Genomic DNA, 22,464 nt, shown 5'->3' with positions numbered 1-22,464 from the left:
TAAGCTATGGAGAAAAAACAAAGAAATGGCATCGTCATCTTTTCTGAATACAAAAGGGGGGAGGCAATTAAAAAAGCACTCGAAAAATCGCGTGAAGAAATTCTTTTCGAACTAAGAGAATCAAAATTAAAAGGCAGGGGCGGAGCAGGTTTTCCTACAGCTACTAAGTGGAATATGGTAGCAGCGGCTAAATCCGATAAAAAATATATAATCTGTAATGCCGACGAAGGCGAACCCGGCACTTTCAAAGACAGAGTGCTTTTGCTTGAATATCCCGAGCTCGTTTTCGACGGAATGGTAATTGCCGCTTATACAATTGGAGCAACTGAAGGAATAGTTTATCTGCGCGGAGAATATGAATATATGTTCCAATCTTTATACGATTATTTGGAGGCTATGAGAAAAGATAATTTACTCGGGAAAAATATACTTGGCAAAGACGGATTCAATTTCGACATTACAATCCGACTTGGCTCAGGAGCTTATGTTTGCGGTGAAGAAACAGCATTAATTGAATCTCTCGAAGGCAATCGCGGTGAAGCCCGAAATCGACCACCATATCCTGTCAACACCGGTTACATGGGTAAGCCAACCGTTGTTAACAACGTAGAAACTCTTGCATCGGTTCCTCATATAATTCTTAAAGGGGGAGAATGGTTTAAGAAATATGGAACTGACAAATCTACGGGTTCGAAACTTTTCTCAGTATCAGGTGATTGTGAACGTCCTGGTGTTTACGAATTGCCGTGGGGAACAACAATAAATGAACTGCTTGAAATAGTCGGAGCAAAATCTGTTAAAGCTGTTCAAGTGGGAGGAGCTTCTGGCATCTGTATACCGAAATCACAATTCAATCGTAGCCTTGCATATGAAGATGCTGCTACTGGTGGATCGATTATGATCTTTGGCGAAAACAGAAATATGCTGCATGTATTGAAAAACTTCATGGAATTTTTTGTTGAAGAATCGTGCGGTCAGTGCACTCCCTGTCGCATTGGAAATACTAAGTTGTTAGAAGGTATCGAAATGATAGAAAAAGGTGAATATACATTTAGTTATATCAATAAACTAAAAGAGTTGGGCGAAACGATGAAAGTAGCTTCTAAATGCGGCCTCGGTCAATCGAGTCCAAATGCTTTTATATCGATACTGGAAAATTTCAAAGAAGAAATCTTTAACGGAAACGGAGGTCGAAATGGAAAGTAAAGGAGATTTCAGAGCACCCATAAGTCAAGTACCACACAGCGTGCCAATTCCCGAAGACATCACTGGTATTGGCGGTACTGTTTCAGTTGAAATAAACGAAAAGAAAATTTCCGTTCCGTTAGGTACAACAATATTAGAAGCCTGCAAAAAAGTTGGCATATCGATACCAACACTTTGTCATCATGATGATTTATGCATTGCTGGTGTCTGCCGAATATGTGTAGTTGAAGTTGAAGGGATGCGTACGCTTCAGGCTGCCTGTTCCTTCCCGATTACTTCACCGATAAAAATTAAGACATCTTCGCCAATGGTTCGAAAAGCTCGCCGACATATTATCGACTTGCTGCTGAGCGAACACTATGGCGAATGCTATTCATGTTTTCGCAATGGAAATTGCGAATTGCAAAACTTGGCAAAGGAATATGGTGTAGATACTTATACTTTCGGACACATCGACAAGCCACGTTTCGAAGTTGACAATTCATCGTACTCAGTCGTAAGAGATATGAGTAAATGTATACTTTGTAAAAGATGTGTACGTACCTGTATTGATTTGCAGGAAGTTGGTGTTTTAGAAGCCATAGGTAGAGGCGATAAAACACATATAGGCACTTTCCTCGAAAAGCCACTTGCAGATGTAATATGCATAAATTGCGGACAATGCATTAACCGGTGTCCCACAGCTGCGTTGCGAGCAAACGACCCATCAGATGCAATCTGGGAGGCAATTGACGATCCAACCAAACATGTAGTCATTCAAACTGCACCGTCGCCACGCGCCGCAATTGGCGAAGAATTTGGACTTCCAGCCGGTACTTCTATGACAAGAGAATTAAACACTGCTCTTAGGCGAATTGGGTTCGATAAAGTATTCGATACTAACTTTGCAGCTGACCTCACGATCATCGAAGAAGGTACTGAATTAATTCTCCGTCTTTACAATGCATTGGTCAAAAAGGAAAAAGTTGCACTTCCGCAATTTACTTCCTGCTCGCCTGGATGGGTTAAATTTATCGAACATTATTATCCGGAATATCTCGACAATTTAAGCTCGGCAAAATCACCTCAGCAAATGTTTGGTGCATTGATTAAAACATTTTATGCAAAACAGGTAGGTATTGATCCGGCAAATATTGTCTCTGTAGCATTGATGCCATGCTCAGCTAAAAAGTTCGAGTGCAATCGACCGGAAATGAATTCAAGCGGGTACAAAGATGTCGACTACGGTTTGACCACGCGTGAGATGGCTCGAATGATTAAAGAAGCAGGAATAAACTTACCAGAAATGCCGAAGAGCAATTTTGATTCTCCTTTCGGCGAAGCTTCCGGTGCTGGACTCATTTTCGGTGCAACTGGTGGGGTAATGGAAGCTGCATTAAGATCTGTGGTTGAATTCGTCACTGGAAACAAAACCGAGGACATTTTCGAACGAGCCAACATTATTCCTTTACGCGGATTTGAAGGAATTAAGTATATGGAAATTCCGATTGGTAATAAAGTGGGTAAAGTACCTGATTTAATTAAACATTTAATTCCGGATTGGGACTGGTTGAAAGGTGCTACACTAAAAGTTGCTGTAGCCCACGGAACTGCAAATGCAAAAAAAATAATGGAAGATATTAAATCAGGCGGTAAATTCTCCGAGTGTCACTTTATTGAATTTATGGCATGCCCGGGTGGATGCCTCGGCGGTGGCGGTCAACCAATTCCTACAACTCCAGAAATACGTATGAAGAGAGCCGAAGCAATCTATGCAGAAGATGAATCCCTCGAAATCAGAAAGTCGCACGAAAATCCGAATGTAATCAGGATTTACAAAGAATTTTTGACAGAAGGACCTTGCAGTCATTTATCTCACAAACTTCTTCATACTCATTATGTAAAACGGGGAAGATATATCGCTTGATAATAAAAGCCCGTCCTTCAGTAGTGGACGGGCTTTTTATTTAAGTATTAATTCAATATTTTACTGAGGAATTTGAGACCACCTTCATAATTAAATGAAAGCTCTGATACCAGAATGGGCTAAAAATTACGGGGAATTCTGGCGAGCAATTCGCATTCGAAATCTCTGGTTTATCAGACTCCGCTACTTTGCCGTAATTTCTCTATTGCTTTTTCTAATAGCTGGTGAATTTTTACTCAACTTTCAGTTTAGTAATCTTCAGAAAATTGCTATATCCATCATTATAATTTCAATTCTCTCGTACAATATTATCCTTTATAAACTACGCGCCTACATTAAATGTGATGTATCGAGTTTCAATAGTCTGCATCTTTCTTTGATTCAAATGATTCTCGACCTGATTGCATTAATGATACTTGTTTATTATACAGGAATCATCGAATCGCCTCTTTATTTATTTTTTATATTTCATATGATTATCGGAAGTTTAATACTCCCGGCATATGTAGTCTACATTATGGCATGCATCATTTGCCTTACGTTGTCTTTTTTAACTATAATGCAAAATTTAGGTATTATCGAAACACATTTGATAAGTGGTTTATACGACGTAAGAATACCTCATACGATGGCTTATGATATCCTGAGTTTAATAACATTTACCGCAATGATTTTTATAAGCGTCTATCTCGCAAATAATATAGTAAGACAACTCTACAAGCGCGAGCAACAATTGCGGGATACTTTACAACGCCTCGACGAAGCCGAAAAAGCAAAACAAAAATACACCATAGGAATTATACACGAAGTCAAAACTCCTGTAACTGCAATAAAATCAATAATAGATTTGATTCTGAATAACTTTTTGGGAGATATTAATTCAGAAATAAGAGATAAATTAAAAAGGGCACAATTAAGAACAGATGAAACCCTACAACTGCTCAATAACATTTTACGATTATCCCGACTTAAATTGCTCGACATCCGTTCGTCGGAAGAGATCGATATATATGAACTGATCATTGGTCAAATCAATAAAATGGAGGAAACTATTAAAGCCAAATCGATCGATTTGAGTGTGAAAGATATCAGGGAATCGAAGAAAATAATTAAATCGGACATAACTCTTCTTGAACTGGCTTTTTCAAATCTAATTGCTAATTCAATTAAGTACGTCAACGAAGGTGGCATTATCGAAATTCTACTCAGAGAAAACGATTACAAATTATTTATTGAAATATGCGACAACGGTATCGGTATCCCAAAAGAAGATTTACCGAATATTTTCCAACAGTTTTACAGGGCTTCGAATGTAATACGGAGCAAGCACGAAGGAAGCGGGCTGGGACTTGCATTAGTAAAAGAAATTATAGAACGTCTCGGTGGAACTATTACTGCAGAAAGTCCGTCGAGATTGGCAGGGAAAACCCCGGGATCTTGCTTCATCATATCGCTTGAATATAATTTTCAGTCAAAATCATACGACATTTTTCAGATTAGTCCGGACAATTACTTAAATGATAAAAGTAGGTTTGAGGAATATCTTGAATGACTTTCATGGCATCGTATTGATTCTCAAATATGCCATAGACCGTCGAACCGCTTCCAGTCATTTGCGCAAATAAGCAACCATAATGATAAAATTTTTCTTTTAGTTCAGCAATTTCCGGATATCTATTAAATACATATTCTTCAAAATCATTTACCAGTTCGTTCATTGCCTTATAATTCGGCTTACCATTAACAATAACACTTTTATAATCAAGTTCGCAATTAAACGGCACAATATTGTTAAATGCTTCTTTTGTTGATATATGAATTCCGGGATTGACAATTAATATCGGATTTTCTATTTCAAAATCAATATGCTTCAAAACCTCGCCTCTTGAATAACCAATAGCTGGTTTGGCTTTGATAAAAAATGGAACATCCGACCCCAATCTAAGAGCAAGTTCAATGAGTTCATTATAACTAAGATTGAGAGCAAACATTTCATTCAGAGAAATTAAAACTGCAGCAGCGTTCGAACTGCCTCCGCCGAGTCCTGCTCCAATTGGAATTTTTTTATTTAATATAATACTGGCTCCAATCTTTTTCTTAGAATAATCACCGAGCAATTGTACAGTTTTTACTATTAAATTATCGTCGGTATTCAATTCTTCTGTATTCGTACTAAATTCAAACTCTTCCTGTCTTTTTATAATAATTTCATCGAAGAGGTCGTTTATCGGATAGAAGAGTGTATGAAGATTATGATAACCATCGCTTCTTTTCGAAAGGATTCTAAGTCCAATATTAATCTTTGCAGGCGCTTTAATTTCGATATACTTCATCAATATATTCCTTTATTATTTTTGTGTGAGAAGGCGAGGAACCACAGCAAGAGCCGACGTATAACGGCTTCAATTCGAGAAGGGGTTTAATCAAACTGAGATAATATTCTGGACTTATGCCACACGAAATTGATTCGTCGGTATACTCTCCACTACCGCAATTAAGATAAAATCCCCACCTGTCAACTAATAAATCAGGCTTTATCTTATCAAGAAAAAGTTCTGGCTTAATGCAATTGAATCCAACTGCAGTCGGTTTAAAAGTTGCAACAACTTTGACAGCGTCCCTTAGGCTTTCACCACTTAAAAGATTCAACTGGTTATCATAAAATAAATTAATTACATACGGAAGATTTTGACTGTGGCAAAAATTACAAATGATTTCTATTTCATCTAAATGGCTTTGAGTTTCGTTCCAGATTATATCCACGCCGCTTTCCCAGAGTAATTCAATATGTTTTTTATGATTGTATTCCAATTCGTCTTTTGACAGAGTACGTTCTTTCTGATAACAATCTTCTGCAGGCGCATTAGATCCAGCGATAATAACATTTCTATCTTCTCTTGCTTCAATTGCCAGATTTACGCTTATCCTTACAAATTCCTCGACTGAAATTGAATGACCAGATAATTTAACGCTTGCTGGATTAGTCCTGAATGTATTTGTAGTAATGATATCAGCTCCCGCGTCGATATATTCCTTATGTATTTTTCTCACTATTTCAGGGTTTTTCAAATTTGATAAAGAAGACCATAAGTACTTATCGCTTGCTGCGCCGTATTGCTGAAGTAAACTACCCATTGCTCCATCGAGCACTAAAATTCTTTTTTCTGCATGCATGTGCATGATATCGATTCGTTTCATTTTTTTCTGTCGAAGTAATCGACCGTTTCTTTGACGATTCTTTCGAGATCAATCATTTGAATACACTCAAGATTATAGGGGCATTCTTTTTTCCAGCAGGGAGCGCAGAAAAGTCCTTCTGGATATAGTTTGACTCCTCTGTCGTAGAGGTCGATTTCTGTCCAGCAACTCAAGCCGAACCATGCAATAACATATTTTTTGAGTGCTATTGCCAGATGCATTCCAAACGAGTCCCCGGTTATTATAACCTCAGGCACACTTTCGTAGCAGGCGCCGCGTCGTAAGCCTTCGTTAGTGGGAGTATTTATTATTTTTCCCTTGAAATACTCTGCTATTGTTTTATTCCTTTCTGTGTCTTCCGGTCCTCCAAGAAGCATAATTTTAAATCGGTTAAAAGACAAAAATTTTTCAATCAGCACAATATGTTGTTCAATTGTCATTTTCTTATTGGGATACAGGAGAGAGCAGCCGGTATTAAAACCGATTATTTCGTCATCCGGCATAATTCCAATTTCTTTCTTATAATTTTCAATAAACATTTGTTCTTCGTCGTTAAAATTAAAGACATACTCATCGCGTTGATAGTCGAGTTCAAAAGTTTCTGCCAGGTATTCCTGTCCAGTTCTCTGATTAATTTTGAATTTTAGATTGTCGTCGAGACCCAGCATATAATTATATTCTGCACCTTTATTCAAAGGTATGATTTGCCCGTTTTCATTTATTCCGAAACCGAGTTTTTCTTTTGCTTTAAGCTGCATGGCAAGGGCGCCTGACCGCATCGATTTATCGACATTCATTACTATATCGAATTCCATTTCATTGAGAATCAGTATGCTTTCAAAGTCGAATGGAAAAACGCGATCGATATAAGGATTATTGTCGAGGATTCTTACGGCGTTTTTCAGCGTAATCCAGTAAATCGTCGAAACCGGATATTTTCTTTTAATGGCCGGAAGTTGCGCTGTCGTCATTAAAACATCGCCCATTGCGTCGAGATTTATTATCAATATTTTTTTCCCGAACTTCCGTTCCTCCTTGCAGCCGTCTTCGAGACAATTGTGATAAGGGAAACATGGTTTATATCCGCTAAAATTTTTACAATCAGGAATTTTTTTCATAGTAAATACTCTCAAAAAAGGGTTTTAATTTTTCTATTACAGTTTCAAAATCGACACTACTTAAATTCGCATTTTTTGTTATAACTGTTTCGTATTTCGACTTATAAGGATACCAAATTATATCTTCGGTTTTGTACTTTACGTAAAGACCGAAGAGAGGAACTTCAAAAGCTGAAGCAATGTGCACTATTGAAGTATCGGGAGTAAATAAAAAATCGAGAGAACCGACCATCGCTGCAAATACATCAAAACTGTCGTCCTGAAAAATAATCCATTTACCCTTAGATATTGCTTTAGCTTTTTCCAGATCTTTTTTATCTGTAAGTAGTAGAATATTGGTGTCGTATTTACTTAAATAATCGATTAATTTCTGGTAACGTTCAACACCCCAAAATCTTGCGTCGCTGCCCGCTGAAATATTAATACCTGTAAGAAATCTATTTCGGAGGTTATTTTTCTTTAAGAAATTATCGACAATAGAAATAGAAGCTAAATCTGGTTTATAAATAATATTAATTTCGTCTTTGTTGTAACGAATACCGAGTGCATCTGCAAATGCAAGGTTACGATCGACAATATGGTAAACTTTTGAGTCGGGTCTGGGAATCAGTAAATTAAACAATTTATGATTTTGTTTATAAAAGCCCATTTTACATCTTGACGCCGAGAACGCAATAATCATACTAACCGTAAAGGAGACATCGTCGTGCAAATCTATCAAAAGATCGGGATTAATATCCGAAATCATGCGGATGATTTTAGTTAGATTATTTTGTTTTTTATCATAGACTATCAGATTATCTACCAATCCTTTTTGACAGAATATAAAATGATTTGATTTAGAACAAACAAGTGTAAGATTACAATTATAATTCCTTTTCAACAGTTCAAGAAAAGGTGTTGAAGTAAGGGCATCTCCAATTCGGTTCAGTCTTATAATCACTACTCTCGATTTATCGGTCAAATGCGGTGCTTTTGTCTGTCCTTCTTTTTGCCTCAGCATTAAAAAAAGTTTGAGAAGCAATTTCTTTAGCAATATCTCAATTCTTTTCAACTTAAATCCGTATACTGTTTTTATTGAGGAGGATTTCAACTTTAGTGAGAAATAGCTTTTCGCTTATATCTCTAAAGCACTCCTGATTTTTCGGACACACGAGCAGGTTACACATAATGCATTCCAGTTCGTTTAGAACAATATATTCATGTTTGCTGCCAAAAGGACCCTGATGCAAAGGATTTGTCGGTCCATGCAGCGAAAGCACAGGAGTTCCAATTGCAGTTGAAATATGCATCGGTCCGCTGTCGTTTGCAACAATAAAAGCGCATTTGCTCATCAACGCTGCCATTTGTTCGACTGTTGTAGGAGGTGATAGATGTGCACTATCCCCAACTATTTCTTTAATTTTAATTGCATCCTCGTAATCCGACGGACCCCAGAGAATCAACAATGGAATGTTATATTTTTTGTTAAGTGTTCTGACAAGTTCGGCTAATTTTTCCGGGGGACATCTCTTCGACTGCCATCCACCTGTAGGTGAAATGCCAGCTATAACTTTGTCATTTAAATTGCTTCGTAACAAAAATTCCTCTGCATAATTTTCGTCATCTTTACTATAGTAAAAATAAAGTTTGGAATTATTCTTTACAGGTATACCAACCGATTTAAGTACTTCGAGATGAAGTTCGGCGGCATGGTACTTACCTCTTTCATTTGGACCGTAAAGATTATAAGCATATTTTCTGCCTCGATACGGAAATCCAATTCTGTATTCAGCACCACTTAAAAATGTAATTTGAGCGGTGGAGGGATTAGAATAAAAATCAAAAACGATATCATATTTTTTTTTGCGAATCTCAGTTATCAATTTAAGTTTATTAAGCATCCCCGACTTTGGATAAACTAATACAGTATTAACCTGTGTAAGTCCTTTCAGCCAGTTTGCAGAAGATTTATCGGTCAAATAATCGATTTGAGCTTCAGGAAAAAAATTCAACAGATCGTCGAGCACCACAGTCGATAAAACAACGTCGCCAATACCACGTAATTTTATAATGAGTATTTTTTTAATAGCTTTATCGGTCAATGCACTTCTCGTATTAAATTATTTCAAAAATAGGAAAAAAAGCTCACACCCGAAAACTGAATTTGGGTTACCAGATTTTACTCTTATTTATATTAAAATATGCAGCAGAAATTCTTATTACCATCTCCATTTATTTAGTTGATATTCTTATGACTATTTTTTGAAAATATTTTCAATACTTTAATTTTTTCGTTTGGTTCAATAATTCTTTATAGTTCTACTTTAGTTTTATCATTTAGGTAAAATTTACACTATGGCAAAAATAATTTTACTCAAAAGTTTTAAAGTATATTTTCGAAAATTTTCTTAATCTTGAGGCAACAAATTTATAAAAATAATGTGGGGGACTAATGAAGTCATCGACAGCTTCAATTTTATTTTCATTGTTAGTAATCACAACTCTTCCAGCAATGCTCTATTCTCAAACTCTCAAAGATGCATACAAAGATTATTTTCTCATTGGGTGTGCTATCAGTGATTTTCAAGCAGCAGGTAAAGAACCACAAGCGCTGCAACTTGCTGCTAAACAATTTAGTACCATAACACCGGAAAATATGCTTAAATGGGAACGTGTTCATCCCGAGCCAAACAAATATAATTTCGACCTTCCTGATAAATTAGTAGAATTTGGTCAAAAGAATGGGATGTTTATCGTAGGACATACATTAGTCTGGCATCATCAAACTCCCGATTGGGTTTTTAAAGACGACAAAGGTAATTATCTCAGCAGGGAAGAACTACTTGTTAGATTAAAAGAACATATCTCTACTGTCGTTGGCAGATACAAAGGAAAAATTAAAGGGTGGGATGTTGTAAACGAAGCTGTAGACGAAGATGGTAGTTTAAGAAAAAGTAAATGGCTGGAAATTATTGGAGAAGACTTTATCGAAAAAGCATTCGAATTTGCACACGAGGCCGATCCAGATGCCGAACTTTATTATAACGATTACAATACATGGCACAAAGCCAAAAGAGACGGTATAATTAAACTGATTAAAAAGTTGCTCGAAAAGGGAATTAAAATTCATGGTATTGGCATGCAGGGACATTGGGGTTTAGACTATCCAGGTCTGGACGAACTTGATGAAAGTTTAAAAGAATACTCTGCAACCGGCTTAAAAATTATGATTACTGAACTCGACATAAATATTCTTCCTACACCAGATAACTATACTGGCGCCGAAATAACCAAAAGTTTTGAACTGCAAAAAAAATACAATCCTTATCCAGATGGTTTGCCAGATTCAATGCAAACTGTCCTTGCTAATAGATATGCTGAACTATTCAGAACTTTTCTAAAATACCACGATTCAATAACTCGTGTTACATTCTGGGGAATTCACGACGGACATTCGTGGCTTAATAATTGGCCCATTTTCGGAAGAACTTCATATCCTCTTTTGTTTGACAGGAACCTTAAACCCAAACCTGCATTTGATGCAGTCCTTAAGATTGTAAATGAAATGAAATAGAGGATGAATAAATGAAGTACTCTTTCCTGTTTCTGCTAATTATTTTTTCATTTCATATCACGTATGCTGAAGATGGATACAATCTCTGGCTTAGATATAATAAAATAGATAATCCTGCATTACTTGAAAAATACTTGCAACAAATCAAAGGATATTTGTTCAAAGGCGATTCAGAGAGCATTAAAGCAGCAGAAGAAGAGTTGAAAATTGCTTTGAAAGGATTGCTGGGAAATAAAATATGGCCGGTCAATAAATTGTGCTCAAATATAATAGTTGCCGGCAATTTTAATAAACTAAGCACAAATTTGCCTTCTGAAATTAGTACAAAATTAAAAACGCTGGGTAAAGAAGGATATATAATAAAGTCAATTGAAATTGAAGGGAAGAAAATAATTTTAATAACAGCCAATGAAGATATCGGTGTTTTATATGGAACGTTTCACTTTATTCGCCTTTTACAGACGCATAGTAAAATCGATAATCTCAACATTGTGGAAACACCATTAATAAAACTGAGACTCTTAAATCATTGGGATAATCTGGATAGGACAGTTGAAAGAGGGTATGCAGGGTTTTCGATATGGAACTGGCATCTTCTTCCCGATTACATTGATCCGCGATATAAAGATTACGCCAGAGCAAACGCTTCGATAGGCATTAACGGTACTGTACTGACAAATGTGAATGCAAATTCGTTGGTACTCACAAAACAATACTTGATAAAAGTTGCAGCATTAGCAAAAGTATTTAGACCCTATGGAATAAAAGTATATTTAACAGCAAGATTCAGTGCGCCGATGGAAATCGGGAATTTGCCTACAGCTGATCCACTGAATCCAGATGTGCGTCAATGGTGGAAAGAAAAAGCAAAGGAAATTTACGATTTAATTCCTGATTTTGGTGGATTCCTGGTAAAAGCTAATTCTGAAGGACAACCCGGCCCTCAGAATTATGGGAGGAACCATGCTGATGGTGCCAACATGTTAGCAGAAGCTGTCCACCCATATGGCGGCGTTGTAATGTGGCGTGCTTTCGTTTACGATAATAATGTGCCCGAAGACCGCGCCAAACAGGCATATAACGAATTTAAACCTCTCGATGGAAAGTTCAGAAAGAATGTATTGATACAGGTTAAAAACGGACCAATTGATTTTCAGCCACGCGAACCTTTTCATCCACTTTTCGGTGCAATGCCCCAAACATCGTTAATGATGGAGTTTCAGATTACGCAGGAATACTTAGGACAGGGGACACATCTCGTTTACCTTGCCCCACTTTTTGAAGAATCCCTCAATTCCGATACTTACGCTCGGGGCGAAGGCTCCACTGTTGCAAAAGTTATTGACGGTTCTTTAGATAACCAGAACCTGACTGGAATTGCAGGCGTTTCCAACATCGGGAACGAAAGAAACTGGACAGGACATCTATTCGGGCAGGCTAACTGGTATGCTTTCGGAAGAATTGCATGGAATCACAATCTTACGTCGGATGAGATTGCAGAGGAATGGATTCGTCTTACATTTAATAATAACAGTGAAACTGTTCATTTAATTAAAGAAATTATGATGCAGTCACGTGAAAACACAGTTAATTATATGACTCCACTTGGTCTGCATCATATTATGGGATGGGATCATCATTATGGGCCTGCTCCCTGGATAAAAGATAAACCTCGTGCTGATTGGACTTCGGTTTATTACCACCGCGCTGACAGTATCGGAATTGGTTTCGACAGAACAATAAACGGATCAAATGCAGTCAGTCAGTATCATTCTCCAGTTTCTGAAATTTTTAATTCACTTGAGAAATGTCCGGAAAAATATTTACTCTGGTTTCATCATGTCCCATGGAATTATAAATTGAAATCTGGAAAAACTCTATGGGAAGAATTATGCAATCATTACTATGCTGGCGTAGATTCAGTAAGGTCGATGCGTAAAAAATGGAATAAACTGAAAGGCATGATAGACAACGAGCGATTTAATCATGTTGCTATGTTAATGAAAATTCAAGAAGATGAAGCAATCTGGTGGCGTAATGCCTGCGTATTGTATTTCCAGAAATTTTCAAAACTACCAGTGCAGGAAGGTTTCGAAAAACCCGATAAAACACTCGAGTATTATCAAAGTCTTGAATTTCCCTATGCACCTGGTATTCGCCCCAAATAGCATTAATCAACTGTTTCGCATTCAGGAGGTATTTCAGGTTTAACCAGAAGTACCTCTTCTTTTAATAATGCAACTTTACCAGCCTCCATCCCTTTTTTCTTAACTACATATTTTTTAAAAGTGTAACTGACAGGTGCCAGCCCTGCACTTTTAGCTTTGCTATAATATGCAGCGAGCGATGCGACTTTTTTTAAAACCGATTTTGGAACAGGTTCTTTCGGATTATCAACACGCAATACCACATGCGAACCTGAAACTGACCTTGCATGAAACCAGTAATCATTTTGTTTAGCAAACCGTAATGTAAGCTCGTCATTATTCTTACTATCTTTTCCCACATAAACATGATATTTTCCGTCGACTAAAAAATGCCTGAAATTCGGTTGCGATTTATCCTGTAATTCCATTTTCTTTTTAATCCCTAATTGTTTTTCGATATTTTCCAGTTCATCTAAGGAAAGATCGTTCTCGAGTTTTCTGTCAACGTTTTTAAGATAGTCAAATTTATTCTTCAACTCATTGTAAAGTTCTATCGATTTTTCGTATTCGATTTTTTCAGATTTAGCTTTGTCGAAATATCTCTCGATATTCTTTTGGGGAGTAAGTTTTGGATCCAGTTTAATTGTTACCTCTTTACCCTCAAAATTCTTGACTTGAATTTTATCGAGTCCTTTTTTAAGTGCAGAAATGTTTATTAGAAGCAGATTGCCATAATTTGCATATTCATCCTCTCTCGAACCAATCTCGATGCGAGCCTTCAGGTTATTCAATTTCGCACTGAGCCGTTCCAGTTCATTATTAACAAATTTTCTTATGTTCGCCGTTAATACTTTCTCTTTTGAAAGTGAATAATAATTAGACACAAAAGCATTTATTGCATCCTGATAAGTATCGAACTTACCTATTATTTCTGCGTCATCAACAACATAAGGTTGGAAAATTATTGAGGCGTTTGAATCATCTCGAGCAACAATAATTTCATTAAACAGGAAATCAGTGATGACTGTTTTTAATTCAACACCTTTAGTCAAAAATTCTGTTTGAATTTTCCTGTCGATAAATTTATATGTCTTCAACAAATCTTCGTCATTCATAACCTGCAGATCTTTTAAAATATGATCGTATGAAGAGACAAAATGACATTTTTGAAATTCTTCACTAACGATTTTCAATTTCTCTTCTTCGATTTTCTTAAAAGGGAAGAGGTTGTTATTTAAGTCCATAAGAATGATATTCGTATTTGCACCCCGAACCAAAAAGTAGATATAAAAATTATCGCACGAGAATCTGATAATTCGATCGTTGTCGGCAATTTCGACTAAATTAATTTTAGACGGCAAAAATTCTTCAAAGAAATTTTTGTAATTCTTCTTTGCTTTCGAGTGATTGTTCCTGACAATTAAATAGGGCTTTTGAGGATTGGCTGAAATAATTAAATGTTTTTTTTCGAAATTTTGGTCGGGAATTGAGATAAACAATTTATCTTTTTCCTGGGTATAAATTTCTCTTATCGAATGATTTTTTATCAATTCATTGAGTTCAACAACTGCTCTTAATAGATATAAGTAATTTTTGTACATAGCATTAAAATTTGCGTTCATCCTTTGAAAGCTCAAACACTTTCCGTAATAATTTTTCATCTGTTTCAGTAAATTCAACGTTACGGCGAGCTGTGACAATACGCGCAACTTCGATAGACTTTTCTATTTCAAAAAGAGTTCTTTCGTTAACACCGCCCCAAGTAAAAGAAGGAATGAATTTAGGTGGAAAACCGTCACCGAAAATGTTACACATTACTCCGCATACGGTAGCAGTATTAAATTTTGTCCCGATTGCGCTTTTTGAATGATCACCCATTATTAATCCAAGAAAGCGTAAGCCGGTATCAATCTTTTTATTATTTAATGTTACGGTAATCGTACCATAATTATTTTTAAGGTCGCTATTGTTAGTACCGGCGCCGAGATTAACCCAGCTACCCAGATAGGAATGTCCGAGGAAACCGCCGTGCTGCTTATTTGAATAGGAATGAATGATCGATTCTGCAACTTCGCCGCCAACTTTTGAATATTGCCCGATCGATGTTGCCTGATAAATGGTACTATTGGCTTTTATGATTGAATTTCTTCCGATAAAAACTGGTCCCTTGATAACGCTGTTCGACATTATATGAACATTTTCATCAATAAAAACAGGACCTTCTGAAGCATCGACGAAAACAAACGGCTCGATTTTCACTCCTTTATCGATATGAATCAATTTCTTGTGTTGCAATTCGACCTTTTTGAACTTAGGATGTACGGCAGACCTGACTTTCTTCGAACGCTTTTGGAGCAATTTGAAATCGTTCTCTATTTCCTTTCCATTACTATTTACAAGATCCCACGGATATTTGATAATTTCCGTTTCGATAGCCTTAAACTTAAACTTCACATTATCGAAATGGGGAAGAAATTCTTCGTCAAAAATATTTTTAATATTTCCCGCATCGATAACGGCAGCTATTAAATCTTCATCGTATTTCAAAGCTTCGCCGACTTGTAATTTACCGATTTCCTGATGAAGTTTTCTATTCATCAAAACTCGTCCATTCAACAATACTACTTCATTAGTTTCGGGTAGTAAGTTTATGCGGTAATTCTTCTTTTTTTCTCTGTAATTTTCTTCCAGATACTTACGGCAGAATAGATAAATTTCACTGCCTTCAAAAGCATACTCAATTTTTGAGAGCAAACTTAAGATGCCGGATCGTAACTCGTAAACTGGCCTTAAATATGAAATTGGTAATAAATCCAGAAAACCAGTATCTTCAAATATTAAAATTATCTTTTTCATACTAATTCCTTTATTAAAATAACTAATTAAATTTTGTCATTATCCTCAAAAAGAGGAAACAAAATCATTCCAAAGTTTATTATTTTTGTTTCTAAAATAGATAAATCATATGAAAAATTGGATGAAAAGTTTACTTACCAAATCATTAACTGTGATATTGGTATTTGCAGTAATATTTTTCGTGGTCGACAAGATTATAATGCCTTACCTTGTTAGCGCCGATGAATATCAGGTTCCAAACGTAGTTGGATTGCATAAAAATAAAGCGATAGAAATTATTGAAAGAAGCAATCTGGAACCGATTATAAACCGTTCAAGATATGACGAATTTTACCCGAAAGACCATGTCATTTTTCAGAATCCCAGACCAAATACAGTTGTCAAAGCTGGACGGAAAATTTACCTGACTGTAAGTGGAGGACTTCAGAAAGTGCAGATGCCGTTCTTAATCAATAAGTCTGTTCGTGACGCACGTATAACACTTGAAAGAATGGGGCTACAGGTCGATACACTTATTGAAGTTGAATCAGAATTACCCGCAGGGACAATTGCCGAACAGGAATACACTGAAGGTGTATCGATTCCGGTGGGTACAAAAGTTAAATTGAAAGTAAGTATCGGTCCTCAAATTGGTAAAGTGCGGGTTCCGAGACTGATCGGTAAATCTTTATCGGAAGCCGAAGCAATATTAAAACGAAATTCACTCAGGATTGGTTTTAAAACATACATCCATTCATCTAATTATTTACCGAATACTGTTGTTGACCAGCAGCCTTCGGAAAATAGCCTCGTTAGCGTAGGGGATAGTGTTAACGTAGTTCTGATTCAAAATTAATTGAGAAAATTATGAATGCTAAAAAAAAATTACTGGCACCTTCAATTTTATCGGCTGACTTTACAAATTTATCTCAGCAAATACGTTACGTGGAGCTGGCAAATGTAGATATTATTCATTGCGATATAATGGACGGCCATTTTGTTCCGAATTTTACATTCGGACCAATGGTTGTCGAGGCAGTAAATCGAATTACAAACTTACCGATTGATGTTCATTTGATGGTTAAAAATCCGGATAATTTAATAGACAAATTCATTGAAGCAGGTGCTGATTATATTACCGTTCATCAAGAAGAAGTAGTGCATCTTCACAGAACAATTGAATACATTAAGAGCAGGGGAATAAAAGCGGGAGTGGCACTCAATCCATCAACCCGAGTAGATACATTAGAAGAAGTGCTGGAATACTTAGATATGGTGTTAGTAATGTCTGTTAATCCCGGTTTCGGAGGTCAAAAATTTATTGAAAGGTCGATCAATAAAATAGCTGCACTCGATCGAATCAGAAAAGAGAAAAATTATGATTTTCTTATTGAAGTCGATGGCGGTATTTATAATGGAAACATCGAAGCCATTTCTCAAGCAGGTTGTAATGTTTTTGTCGCAGGTTCCACAATTTTTGGCAGCGATAATATTACAGCCGCAGCAATTGAATTGAAAAATCTTATTAATAAGTAATCGGAGCTCTGTATTGATAATTCAACTAATCGACATTTTCTATCCTCATGTATTCAGACGATACAGTGCTAAATACAATATCTATCGTAATCTTTACGAAAAGGACCTGCTTGCAATTGAATTCCGTTCGGTTGAAAAAAAATTAGCACATCGAATAAAAAAAATTGTACTGGCGAACAATGAAATATGTTATGTTACTCAAACTTCAGACGATGAATATTACGACGTTCTCTCAATTGGATCTCTGACATTTTTTAGAGAACTCGCCAAAGAAATCATTGCCATCGGAAACGAAGACACAGGATTGAGACTTTCCAGACTATTACACAATTTGATAAACTACGACCAAAATAGAATTCAGATCGGTCAAAAAGAATTTAACATGTCGCGAGCTTACGTGGTCGGAATATTAAATGTAACGCCTGATTCATTTTCCGACGGAGGAAAATTTTTTGAAAAGAACAAAGCAGTGGAACATGCATTTGAACTGATCGAGCAAGGTGCTGATATTATCGACATCGGAGGAGAGTCATCCCGACCAGGAGCCGATCCAATTCCAGCCACCGAAGAAATTAATAGAGTTCTGCCAGTTATAGAAGAAATAATAAAATCCAAATCGGATGTTTTGATATCCGTCGACACTACAAAATCGGAAGTAGCAGAAGAAGCATTAAAAGCAGGAGCTAAAATCGTCAATGATATCAGTTCTTTTGCCTTTGATGCCAGAATGCCAGAAATAATTAAAAAGTTTGAGGCGACAGCAATTTTAATGCACATGAAAGGAACACCCAAGTCGATGCAAAATAATCCTGAGTATAATGATGTAGTAAATGATATTTACGATTATTTTGTAGAAACTTGTAATAAAGCAGAAAAAATTGGCATAAAAAAAATTATTATTGACCCCGGTATTGGATTCGGAAAAAAAGTACACCACAACTATGAATTGTTGAATCGACTCGACGAGTTCAAAGGTATTGGATATCCAATCTTGGTTGGATTATCGAGAAAATCGTTTTTAGGGAAAGCGCTCAATTTGCCGGTTGAATTAAGAGATGCTCCAACTTTAGCGGCCGAAACTCTTGCGGTAAAAAATGGAGCACGATTTATCAGAACTCATAACGTTACAAACGGCAGGTTTGCTATTTTAATCAATAATTTTATAGAGAATCCGGAATTGTTGATAAATGATTGAGTTATTTAAAATCGGATTTATTACTGTAACCTTAATCGATATAATCGATATTGCTTTAGTTTCCTTTATTTTCTACCAGCTTTATTCTGCAATTAGAGGAACCATAGCAGCTCAAATCTTCTATGGATTATTGATCGTTTTATTTCTTTCTATAATTGCACAGGCAGCAAATTTCAAAGCATTAGGCTGGCTATTGAAATTGATCTCTGATATATGGGTAATCGCCTTTATTATTTTGTTCCAGCCTGAAATTCGAAGAATACTGGTGATGCTTGGCAGGAGTCAGCTCTTGAAAATCTTCATTAGAACTGACGAAAGCAATGTGGCGGAAATAATTACAGAGAGCGCATTTGAGCTTGCCCAACATCAACACGGTGCATTGATTGTAATCGTTAGAACTGTAGGCATCAAAAGTGTTGTCGAAACCGGCGAAATAATCAACGCAAAAGTATCAAAAAACTTGATACGTTCGATCTTTTTTCCGCGTTCACCATTACACGACGGAGCTGTGGTTATTCACAATGATTTGATTGAAGCAGCAAGATGTACACTTCCACTTTCAAACATAACTAGCCTTGATGGAAATCCTCTCGGAATGCGTCATCGTGCAGGACTGGGCATTTCTGAGCAGGCTGATGTAATTTGTATAATTGTTTCCGAAGAAACAGCCAGCATTTCAATTGCAGACAGAGGAAAACTAATTCGAGGAATTTCTAGAGATCAATTGCGCAGTTACCTTGTAAATAATTTACGTGCTGGTAAAGAACGAAAAATTAGTTCAATATGGAAAATTTTACGCAGAAAAAAATAACCTTTATTATTTTGTCAGAAATCTACAATTAGTTATTATTAGAAATCAAAAAATAATTACGGGAGGGGACGATGAAATTAAGATATTTTTCTCATTCTGCATTTCAGATTACGACAGATGGAGGAATTAAAATTTTAATCGATCCGTTCCTGACAGGTAACCCGACGGCTCCTGTAAAAGTTGATGAAGTGACTGCAGATTATATAATTCTTACACACGGACACGGCGAACATCTGGGCGATTCTTTTACCATTGCAAAAAAGTGCAATTCAACATTTATTTGCGTCAACGAATTAGCAAATTATTGCGCAAGGGAAGGATTCAAAGCTCATAATATGCACATTGGCGGCGCTTATACTTTCGATTTTGGTAGAGTTAAATTTACAATTGCTCATCATGGTTCTATGACACCAGATAACTATTATGCTGGTGAACCCTCTGGAGTTGTTCTTTCAATTGATGGGAAGAGCTTATATCATACTGGCGACACTGGACTTTTTTATGATATGAAATTAATCGGTGAATTAACGCCTCTTGATTATATGCTTGTTCCAATAGGAGATAATTTTACAATGGGAATAAACGACGCCGTAAAAGCAGTCGAGCTTGCAAATCCAAAAGTAGCCATACCGATGCATTACAACACATTTCCAGTAATCAAAGCCGATCCATATGAATTCAAGTCGAAAGTTGAAGCAATCGGTAAAAAAGCGATAGTACTTAATTATGGAGAAGAGATAGAACTTTAACATGGCAAAAAAGATCGTCATAGCAAATCAAAAGGGGGGAGTTGGTAAAACCACCACTGCAATCAACCTCTCCGCCTCAGTAGCAGCTGCTGAATTCCGTACACTTTTAATCGACATCGATCCTCAGGCGAATTCCACATCCGGCATTGGTATCGATAAATACGACAAGACAATATATAATGTTTTAGTTGGACTAAGTACCGCGGAAGAATCTATCATAAATTCTTATATGCCTTTTCTTGATATTCTTCCTTCAAATATTAATCTTGTGGGTGCTGAAGTTGAATTAGTCTCTGTTGAAAACAGAGAGTATCTATTAAAAAATGCTCTCCAGGAGATCGATGGAAAATACGATTTCATTTTTATCGATTGTCCACCTTCGCTTGGTCTTCTTACTTTGAATGCACTTGTGGCTGCCGATTCTGTCTTAATTCCCGTGCAGTGTGAGTATTTTGCACTCGAAGGATTGGGACAGTTGTTAAATACTATTAACATTGTTAAAAAAAATTTCAACCCCGAACTCTCTATTGAAGGCGTTTTACTTACGATGTTCGATAAACGTTTACGATTGAGCCAGCAGGTGGTAGAAGAGGTCAAGAAATATTTTGGTGAAAAAGTCTTTGAAACGGTGATAAACAGAAATGTCAAACTTTCGGAAGCTCCAAGTTATGCAAAACCGGTTATTTTGTACGACGCAACATCAATGGGAGCTCAGAACTATATGTCACTGGCGTATGAATTATTAGAACGAAATAATTTAAAACTCAATGCCGTAAAGGAAAAGGAGTAGTAGATTATGAAGTCAGCTTTAGGAAGGGGATTGGATGCATTGATTAATCCCCAGTTAAAAGATAAACTGGACGCTCCGGTAACCGTATCGAGTAAAGATATTCCGAAAGACGACGGTAAATCGTATGATATACTCGCTAAAATTTCAGTTAGCCAGATTTATCCTAATCCATATCAACCGAGAACAAACTTTGAACCCCAGGCTCTCGAAGAACTTAAATTATCCATTCTTCAAAATGGACTTATTCAACCGGTGACTGTCCGTCGCATCGACAAGGATAAATATGAATTAATTTCCGGTGAAAGAAGATTAAGAGCATGCAAGGAAATCGGATTAAAAGAGATTCCTGCTTACATCATTAAAGTCGATACAAAAGAAGCAATGCTGGCACTCTCTTTAATCGAAAATATCCAAAGAGAAAAACTAAATCCAATTGAAATTGCAGTGGCATATAAACGTCTGAGGGACGAGTGTAATCTATCGCACGAAGAGATTGCAGAACGTGTTGGCAAAGATAGAACAACCATAACAAATTTTATTCGTCTTTTAAAACTTCCCGAATCTATTCAACAAAGTTTAATCAATAATAAGATATCCACAGGTCACGCAAGAGCTTTAATTAATTTATCTAACCCGAAACTTCAATTACAAATACACGACAAAATATTAAAGCAAAATCTTTCCGTACGCAAAGTTGAAGATCTTGTGCGAAAATTAAATGACCCTAAAAGCCATACAACTCCGAAGGATAATTCAAATACCTCCTTTACAACGGAATCGGCATCCCAAAGGAATATTGAAGAACGCCTGCAAAGAATACTCGGCACCAAAGTTCACTGCAATGTAAAAAAGAACGGAGCTGGACAAATTGTTATTGAATTCTATTCAAATGATGAACTTGAAAGATTATTTGAACTCTTTGAAATTATCAATAGTAATTACAATTAGTTTTATAATCCTCTTCACAGGTTTCAACAACAATATATTCGGGCAAGAAGTCGACTCGATATCGATTGATACAGTAAAATTTGTGATGCATAAATCACCAATGGGCGCTGTTTTTAGAAGTGCTATAATACCTGGCTGGGGACAAATTTATAACGAATCTTACTGGAAAGCCCCTCTTATTTGGGGAGCACTCGGTGTACTGGGATATTTCTGGGTCGACAACAATGATCAATACAAACACTTCAGAGATCTATACGTCCAAAGTATCAACGAAAATAATCCAAATGGGAATTCACGATATTATGATCAGAGAGAATTTTATAGAGACCAGCGTGATTTGACCGCTGTTTTTATAGGCCTGACTTATATTATAAATATTCTCGATGCATATGTCGACGCTCATCTGTACGATTTTGACGTTACGGCTAATACAAATAGTCTGACTATGTCACTAAAAATAAGATTCTAA

General features: G+C 36.4%; 20 protein-coding genes. 13 read left to right on the top strand and 7 right to left on the bottom strand.

What is annotated here, in order from left to right; translation table 11 throughout:
* The first annotated feature begins 6 nt into the window (after positions 1–6).
* The 3 genes from ACSSV9_RS03925 to ACSSV9_RS03915 all read left to right on the top strand — a co-directional run bounded on the left by ACSSV9_RS03925 (position 7) and on the right by ACSSV9_RS03915 (position 4,664).
* Entirely contained in the window at positions 7–1,206 is a 1,200-nt protein-coding gene (locus tag ACSSV9_RS03925) for a complex I 51 kDa subunit family protein (RefSeq protein WP_437345924.1), read from the top strand.
* On the top strand, positions 1,196–3,112 hold the full coding sequence (locus tag ACSSV9_RS03920; protein ID WP_437345923.1) for an NADH-dependent [FeFe] hydrogenase, group A6: 1,917 nt from the start codon (positions 1,196–1,198) through the stop codon (positions 3,110–3,112). The genes ACSSV9_RS03925 and ACSSV9_RS03920 overlap by 11 nt, the downstream gene beginning before the upstream one ends.
* 94 nt (positions 3,113–3,206) lie before the next feature.
* Entirely contained in the window at positions 3,207–4,664 is a 1,458-nt protein-coding gene (locus tag ACSSV9_RS03915; protein WP_437345922.1) for a sensor histidine kinase, read from the top strand.
* On the opposite strand, the gene ispE is transcribed toward ACSSV9_RS03915, so the two are convergent.
* From ispE to ACSSV9_RS03890, 5 genes are read right to left on the bottom strand one after another with little or no spacing between them, the layout of a single operon-like run.
* A complete protein-coding gene (gene ispE / locus ACSSV9_RS03910; RefSeq protein ID WP_437345921.1) occupies positions 4,609–5,445 on the bottom strand; it encodes a 4-(cytidine 5'-diphospho)-2-C-methyl-D-erythritol kinase in 837 nt (278 codons plus the stop codon). The two genes, ACSSV9_RS03915 and ispE, sit on opposite strands and share 56 nt — an antisense overlap.
* Positions 5,426–6,310: a homocysteine S-methyltransferase family protein gene (locus tag ACSSV9_RS03905; protein WP_437345920.1), complete on the bottom strand. Its 885-nt coding sequence runs from the start codon at positions 6,308–6,310 to the stop codon at positions 5,426–5,428. The genes ispE and ACSSV9_RS03905 overlap by 20 nt, the downstream gene beginning before the upstream one ends.
* Positions 6,307–7,428 carry a glycosyltransferase family 9 protein gene (locus ACSSV9_RS03900; RefSeq protein ID WP_437345919.1) on the bottom strand — a complete coding sequence of 374 codons (1,122 nt, stop codon included), beginning with the start codon at positions 7,426–7,428 and terminating at the stop codon, positions 6,307–6,309. The genes ACSSV9_RS03905 and ACSSV9_RS03900 overlap by 4 nt, the downstream gene beginning before the upstream one ends.
* Positions 7,412–8,482, bottom strand: coding sequence for a glycosyltransferase family 9 protein (locus tag ACSSV9_RS03895; RefSeq protein WP_437345918.1), 1,071 nt, complete (start codon positions 8,480–8,482; stop codon positions 7,412–7,414). Before ACSSV9_RS03895 ends, ACSSV9_RS03900 begins: the two co-directional genes overlap by 17 nt.
* Before the next feature lies 1 nt (position 8,483).
* A complete protein-coding gene (locus ACSSV9_RS03890; RefSeq protein WP_437345917.1) occupies positions 8,484–9,512 on the bottom strand; it encodes a glycosyltransferase family 9 protein in 1,029 nt (342 codons plus the stop codon).
* A gap of 350 nt (positions 9,513–9,862) precedes the next feature.
* Here ACSSV9_RS03890 and ACSSV9_RS03885 point away from each other — a divergent pair, with 350 nt between their 5' ends.
* Positions 9,863–10,984, top strand: coding sequence for an endo-1,4-beta-xylanase (locus ACSSV9_RS03885; protein WP_437345916.1), 1,122 nt, complete (start codon positions 9,863–9,865; stop codon positions 10,982–10,984).
* An 11-nt stretch (positions 10,985–10,995) separates the two neighbouring features.
* Complete coding sequence (locus ACSSV9_RS03880) at positions 10,996–13,152, top strand: alpha-glucuronidase family glycosyl hydrolase (RefSeq protein ID WP_437345915.1); 2,157 nt, start codon at positions 10,996–10,998, stop codon at positions 13,150–13,152.
* Positions 13,153–13,154: 2 nt separating this feature from the next.
* Here ACSSV9_RS03880 and ACSSV9_RS03875 read toward each other — a convergent pair whose 3' ends face one another.
* Positions 13,155–14,732, bottom strand: a complete 1,578-nt coding sequence (locus tag ACSSV9_RS03875; RefSeq protein WP_437345914.1) for an NFACT RNA binding domain-containing protein — start codon at positions 14,730–14,732, stop codon at positions 13,155–13,157.
* 4 nt (positions 14,733–14,736) lie between these two features.
* Positions 14,737–15,987 carry a putative sugar nucleotidyl transferase gene (locus ACSSV9_RS03870; protein ID WP_437345913.1) on the bottom strand — a complete coding sequence of 417 codons (1,251 nt, stop codon included), beginning with the start codon at positions 15,985–15,987 and terminating at the stop codon, positions 14,737–14,739.
* 121 nt (positions 15,988–16,108) lie between these two features.
* Here ACSSV9_RS03870 and ACSSV9_RS03865 point away from each other — a divergent pair, with 121 nt between their 5' ends.
* The 8 genes from ACSSV9_RS03865 to ACSSV9_RS03830 all read left to right on the top strand — a co-directional run bounded on the left by ACSSV9_RS03865 (position 16,109) and on the right by ACSSV9_RS03830 (position 22,464).
* Positions 16,109–16,822: a PASTA domain-containing protein gene (locus ACSSV9_RS03865; protein ID WP_437345912.1), complete on the top strand. Its 714-nt coding sequence runs from the start codon at positions 16,109–16,111 to the stop codon at positions 16,820–16,822.
* Positions 16,823–16,833: 11 nt separating this feature from the next.
* Positions 16,834–17,502, top strand: a complete 669-nt coding sequence (gene rpe / locus ACSSV9_RS03860) for a ribulose-phosphate 3-epimerase (RefSeq protein ID WP_437345911.1) — start codon at positions 16,834–16,836, stop codon at positions 17,500–17,502.
* 13 nt (positions 17,503–17,515) lie between these two features.
* A complete protein-coding gene (folP, locus tag ACSSV9_RS03855; RefSeq protein WP_437345910.1) occupies positions 17,516–18,697 on the top strand; it encodes a dihydropteroate synthase in 1,182 nt (393 codons plus the stop codon).
* Complete coding sequence (gene cdaA, locus ACSSV9_RS03850) at positions 18,690–19,508, top strand: diadenylate cyclase CdaA (RefSeq protein WP_437345909.1); 819 nt, start codon at positions 18,690–18,692, stop codon at positions 19,506–19,508. Before folP ends, cdaA begins: the two co-directional genes overlap by 8 nt.
* A gap of 71 nt (positions 19,509–19,579) precedes the next feature.
* Positions 19,580–20,257 carry a metal-dependent hydrolase gene (locus ACSSV9_RS03845; protein WP_437345908.1) on the top strand — a complete coding sequence of 226 codons (678 nt, stop codon included), beginning with the start codon at positions 19,580–19,582 and terminating at the stop codon, positions 20,255–20,257.
* A 1-nt stretch (position 20,258) separates the two neighbouring features.
* Positions 20,259–21,047, top strand: a complete 789-nt coding sequence (locus ACSSV9_RS03840; protein ID WP_437345907.1) for a ParA family protein — start codon at positions 20,259–20,261, stop codon at positions 21,045–21,047.
* 6 nt (positions 21,048–21,053) lie between these two features.
* Positions 21,054–21,995, top strand: a complete 942-nt coding sequence (locus ACSSV9_RS03835) for a ParB/RepB/Spo0J family partition protein (protein WP_437345906.1) — start codon at positions 21,054–21,056, stop codon at positions 21,993–21,995.
* On the top strand, positions 21,967–22,464 hold the full coding sequence (locus ACSSV9_RS03830) for a DUF5683 domain-containing protein (RefSeq protein ID WP_437345905.1): 498 nt from the start codon (positions 21,967–21,969) through the stop codon (positions 22,462–22,464). The genes ACSSV9_RS03835 and ACSSV9_RS03830 overlap by 29 nt, the downstream gene beginning before the upstream one ends.

The organism is Melioribacter sulfuriphilus (genome assembly GCF_051488685.1).
GTDB lineage: Bacteria > Bacteroidota > Ignavibacteria > Ignavibacteriales > Melioribacteraceae > Melioribacter.
This window is presented reverse-complemented; position numbering and strand designations above follow the sequence as displayed.

Excerpts from the sequence above, each read along its gene's own strand:
- ACSSV9_RS03925 (WP_437345924.1), top strand. The coding sequence starts at position 7 with ATGGAGAAAAAACAAAGAAATGGCATCGTCATCTTTTCTGAATACAAA.
- ACSSV9_RS03920 (WP_437345923.1), top strand. The coding sequence starts at position 1,196 with ATGGAAAGTAAAGGAGATTTCAGAGCACCCATAAGTCAAGTACCACAC.
- ACSSV9_RS03915 (WP_437345922.1), top strand. The coding sequence starts at position 3,207 with ATGAAAGCTCTGATACCAGAATGGGCTAAAAATTACGGGGAATTCTGG.
- ispE (WP_437345921.1), bottom strand. The coding sequence starts at position 5,445 with ATGAAGTATATCGAAATTAAAGCGCCTGCAAAGATTAATATTGGACTT.
- ACSSV9_RS03905 (WP_437345920.1), bottom strand. The coding sequence starts at position 6,310 with ATGAAACGAATCGATATCATGCACATGCATGCAGAAAAAAGAATTTTA.
- ACSSV9_RS03900 (WP_437345919.1), bottom strand. The coding sequence starts at position 7,428 with ATGAAAAAAATTCCTGATTGTAAAAATTTTAGCGGATATAAACCATGT.
- ACSSV9_RS03885 (WP_437345916.1), top strand. The coding sequence starts at position 9,863 with ATGAAGTCATCGACAGCTTCAATTTTATTTTCATTGTTAGTAATCACA.
- ACSSV9_RS03880 (WP_437345915.1), top strand. The coding sequence starts at position 10,996 with ATGAAGTACTCTTTCCTGTTTCTGCTAATTATTTTTTCATTTCATATC.
- ACSSV9_RS03875 (WP_437345914.1), bottom strand. The coding sequence starts at position 14,732 with ATGTACAAAAATTACTTATATCTATTAAGAGCAGTTGTTGAACTCAAT.
- ACSSV9_RS03870 (WP_437345913.1), bottom strand. The coding sequence starts at position 15,987 with ATGAAAAAGATAATTTTAATATTTGAAGATACTGGTTTTCTGGATTTA.
- ACSSV9_RS03865 (WP_437345912.1), top strand. The coding sequence starts at position 16,109 with ATGAAAAGTTTACTTACCAAATCATTAACTGTGATATTGGTATTTGCA.
- rpe (WP_437345911.1), top strand. The coding sequence starts at position 16,834 with ATGAATGCTAAAAAAAAATTACTGGCACCTTCAATTTTATCGGCTGAC.
- cdaA (WP_437345909.1), top strand. The coding sequence starts at position 18,690 with ATGATTGAGTTATTTAAAATCGGATTTATTACTGTAACCTTAATCGAT.
- ACSSV9_RS03845 (WP_437345908.1), top strand. The coding sequence starts at position 19,580 with ATGAAATTAAGATATTTTTCTCATTCTGCATTTCAGATTACGACAGAT.
- ACSSV9_RS03840 (WP_437345907.1), top strand. The coding sequence starts at position 20,259 with ATGGCAAAAAAGATCGTCATAGCAAATCAAAAGGGGGGAGTTGGTAAA.
- ACSSV9_RS03835 (WP_437345906.1), top strand. The coding sequence starts at position 21,054 with ATGAAGTCAGCTTTAGGAAGGGGATTGGATGCATTGATTAATCCCCAG.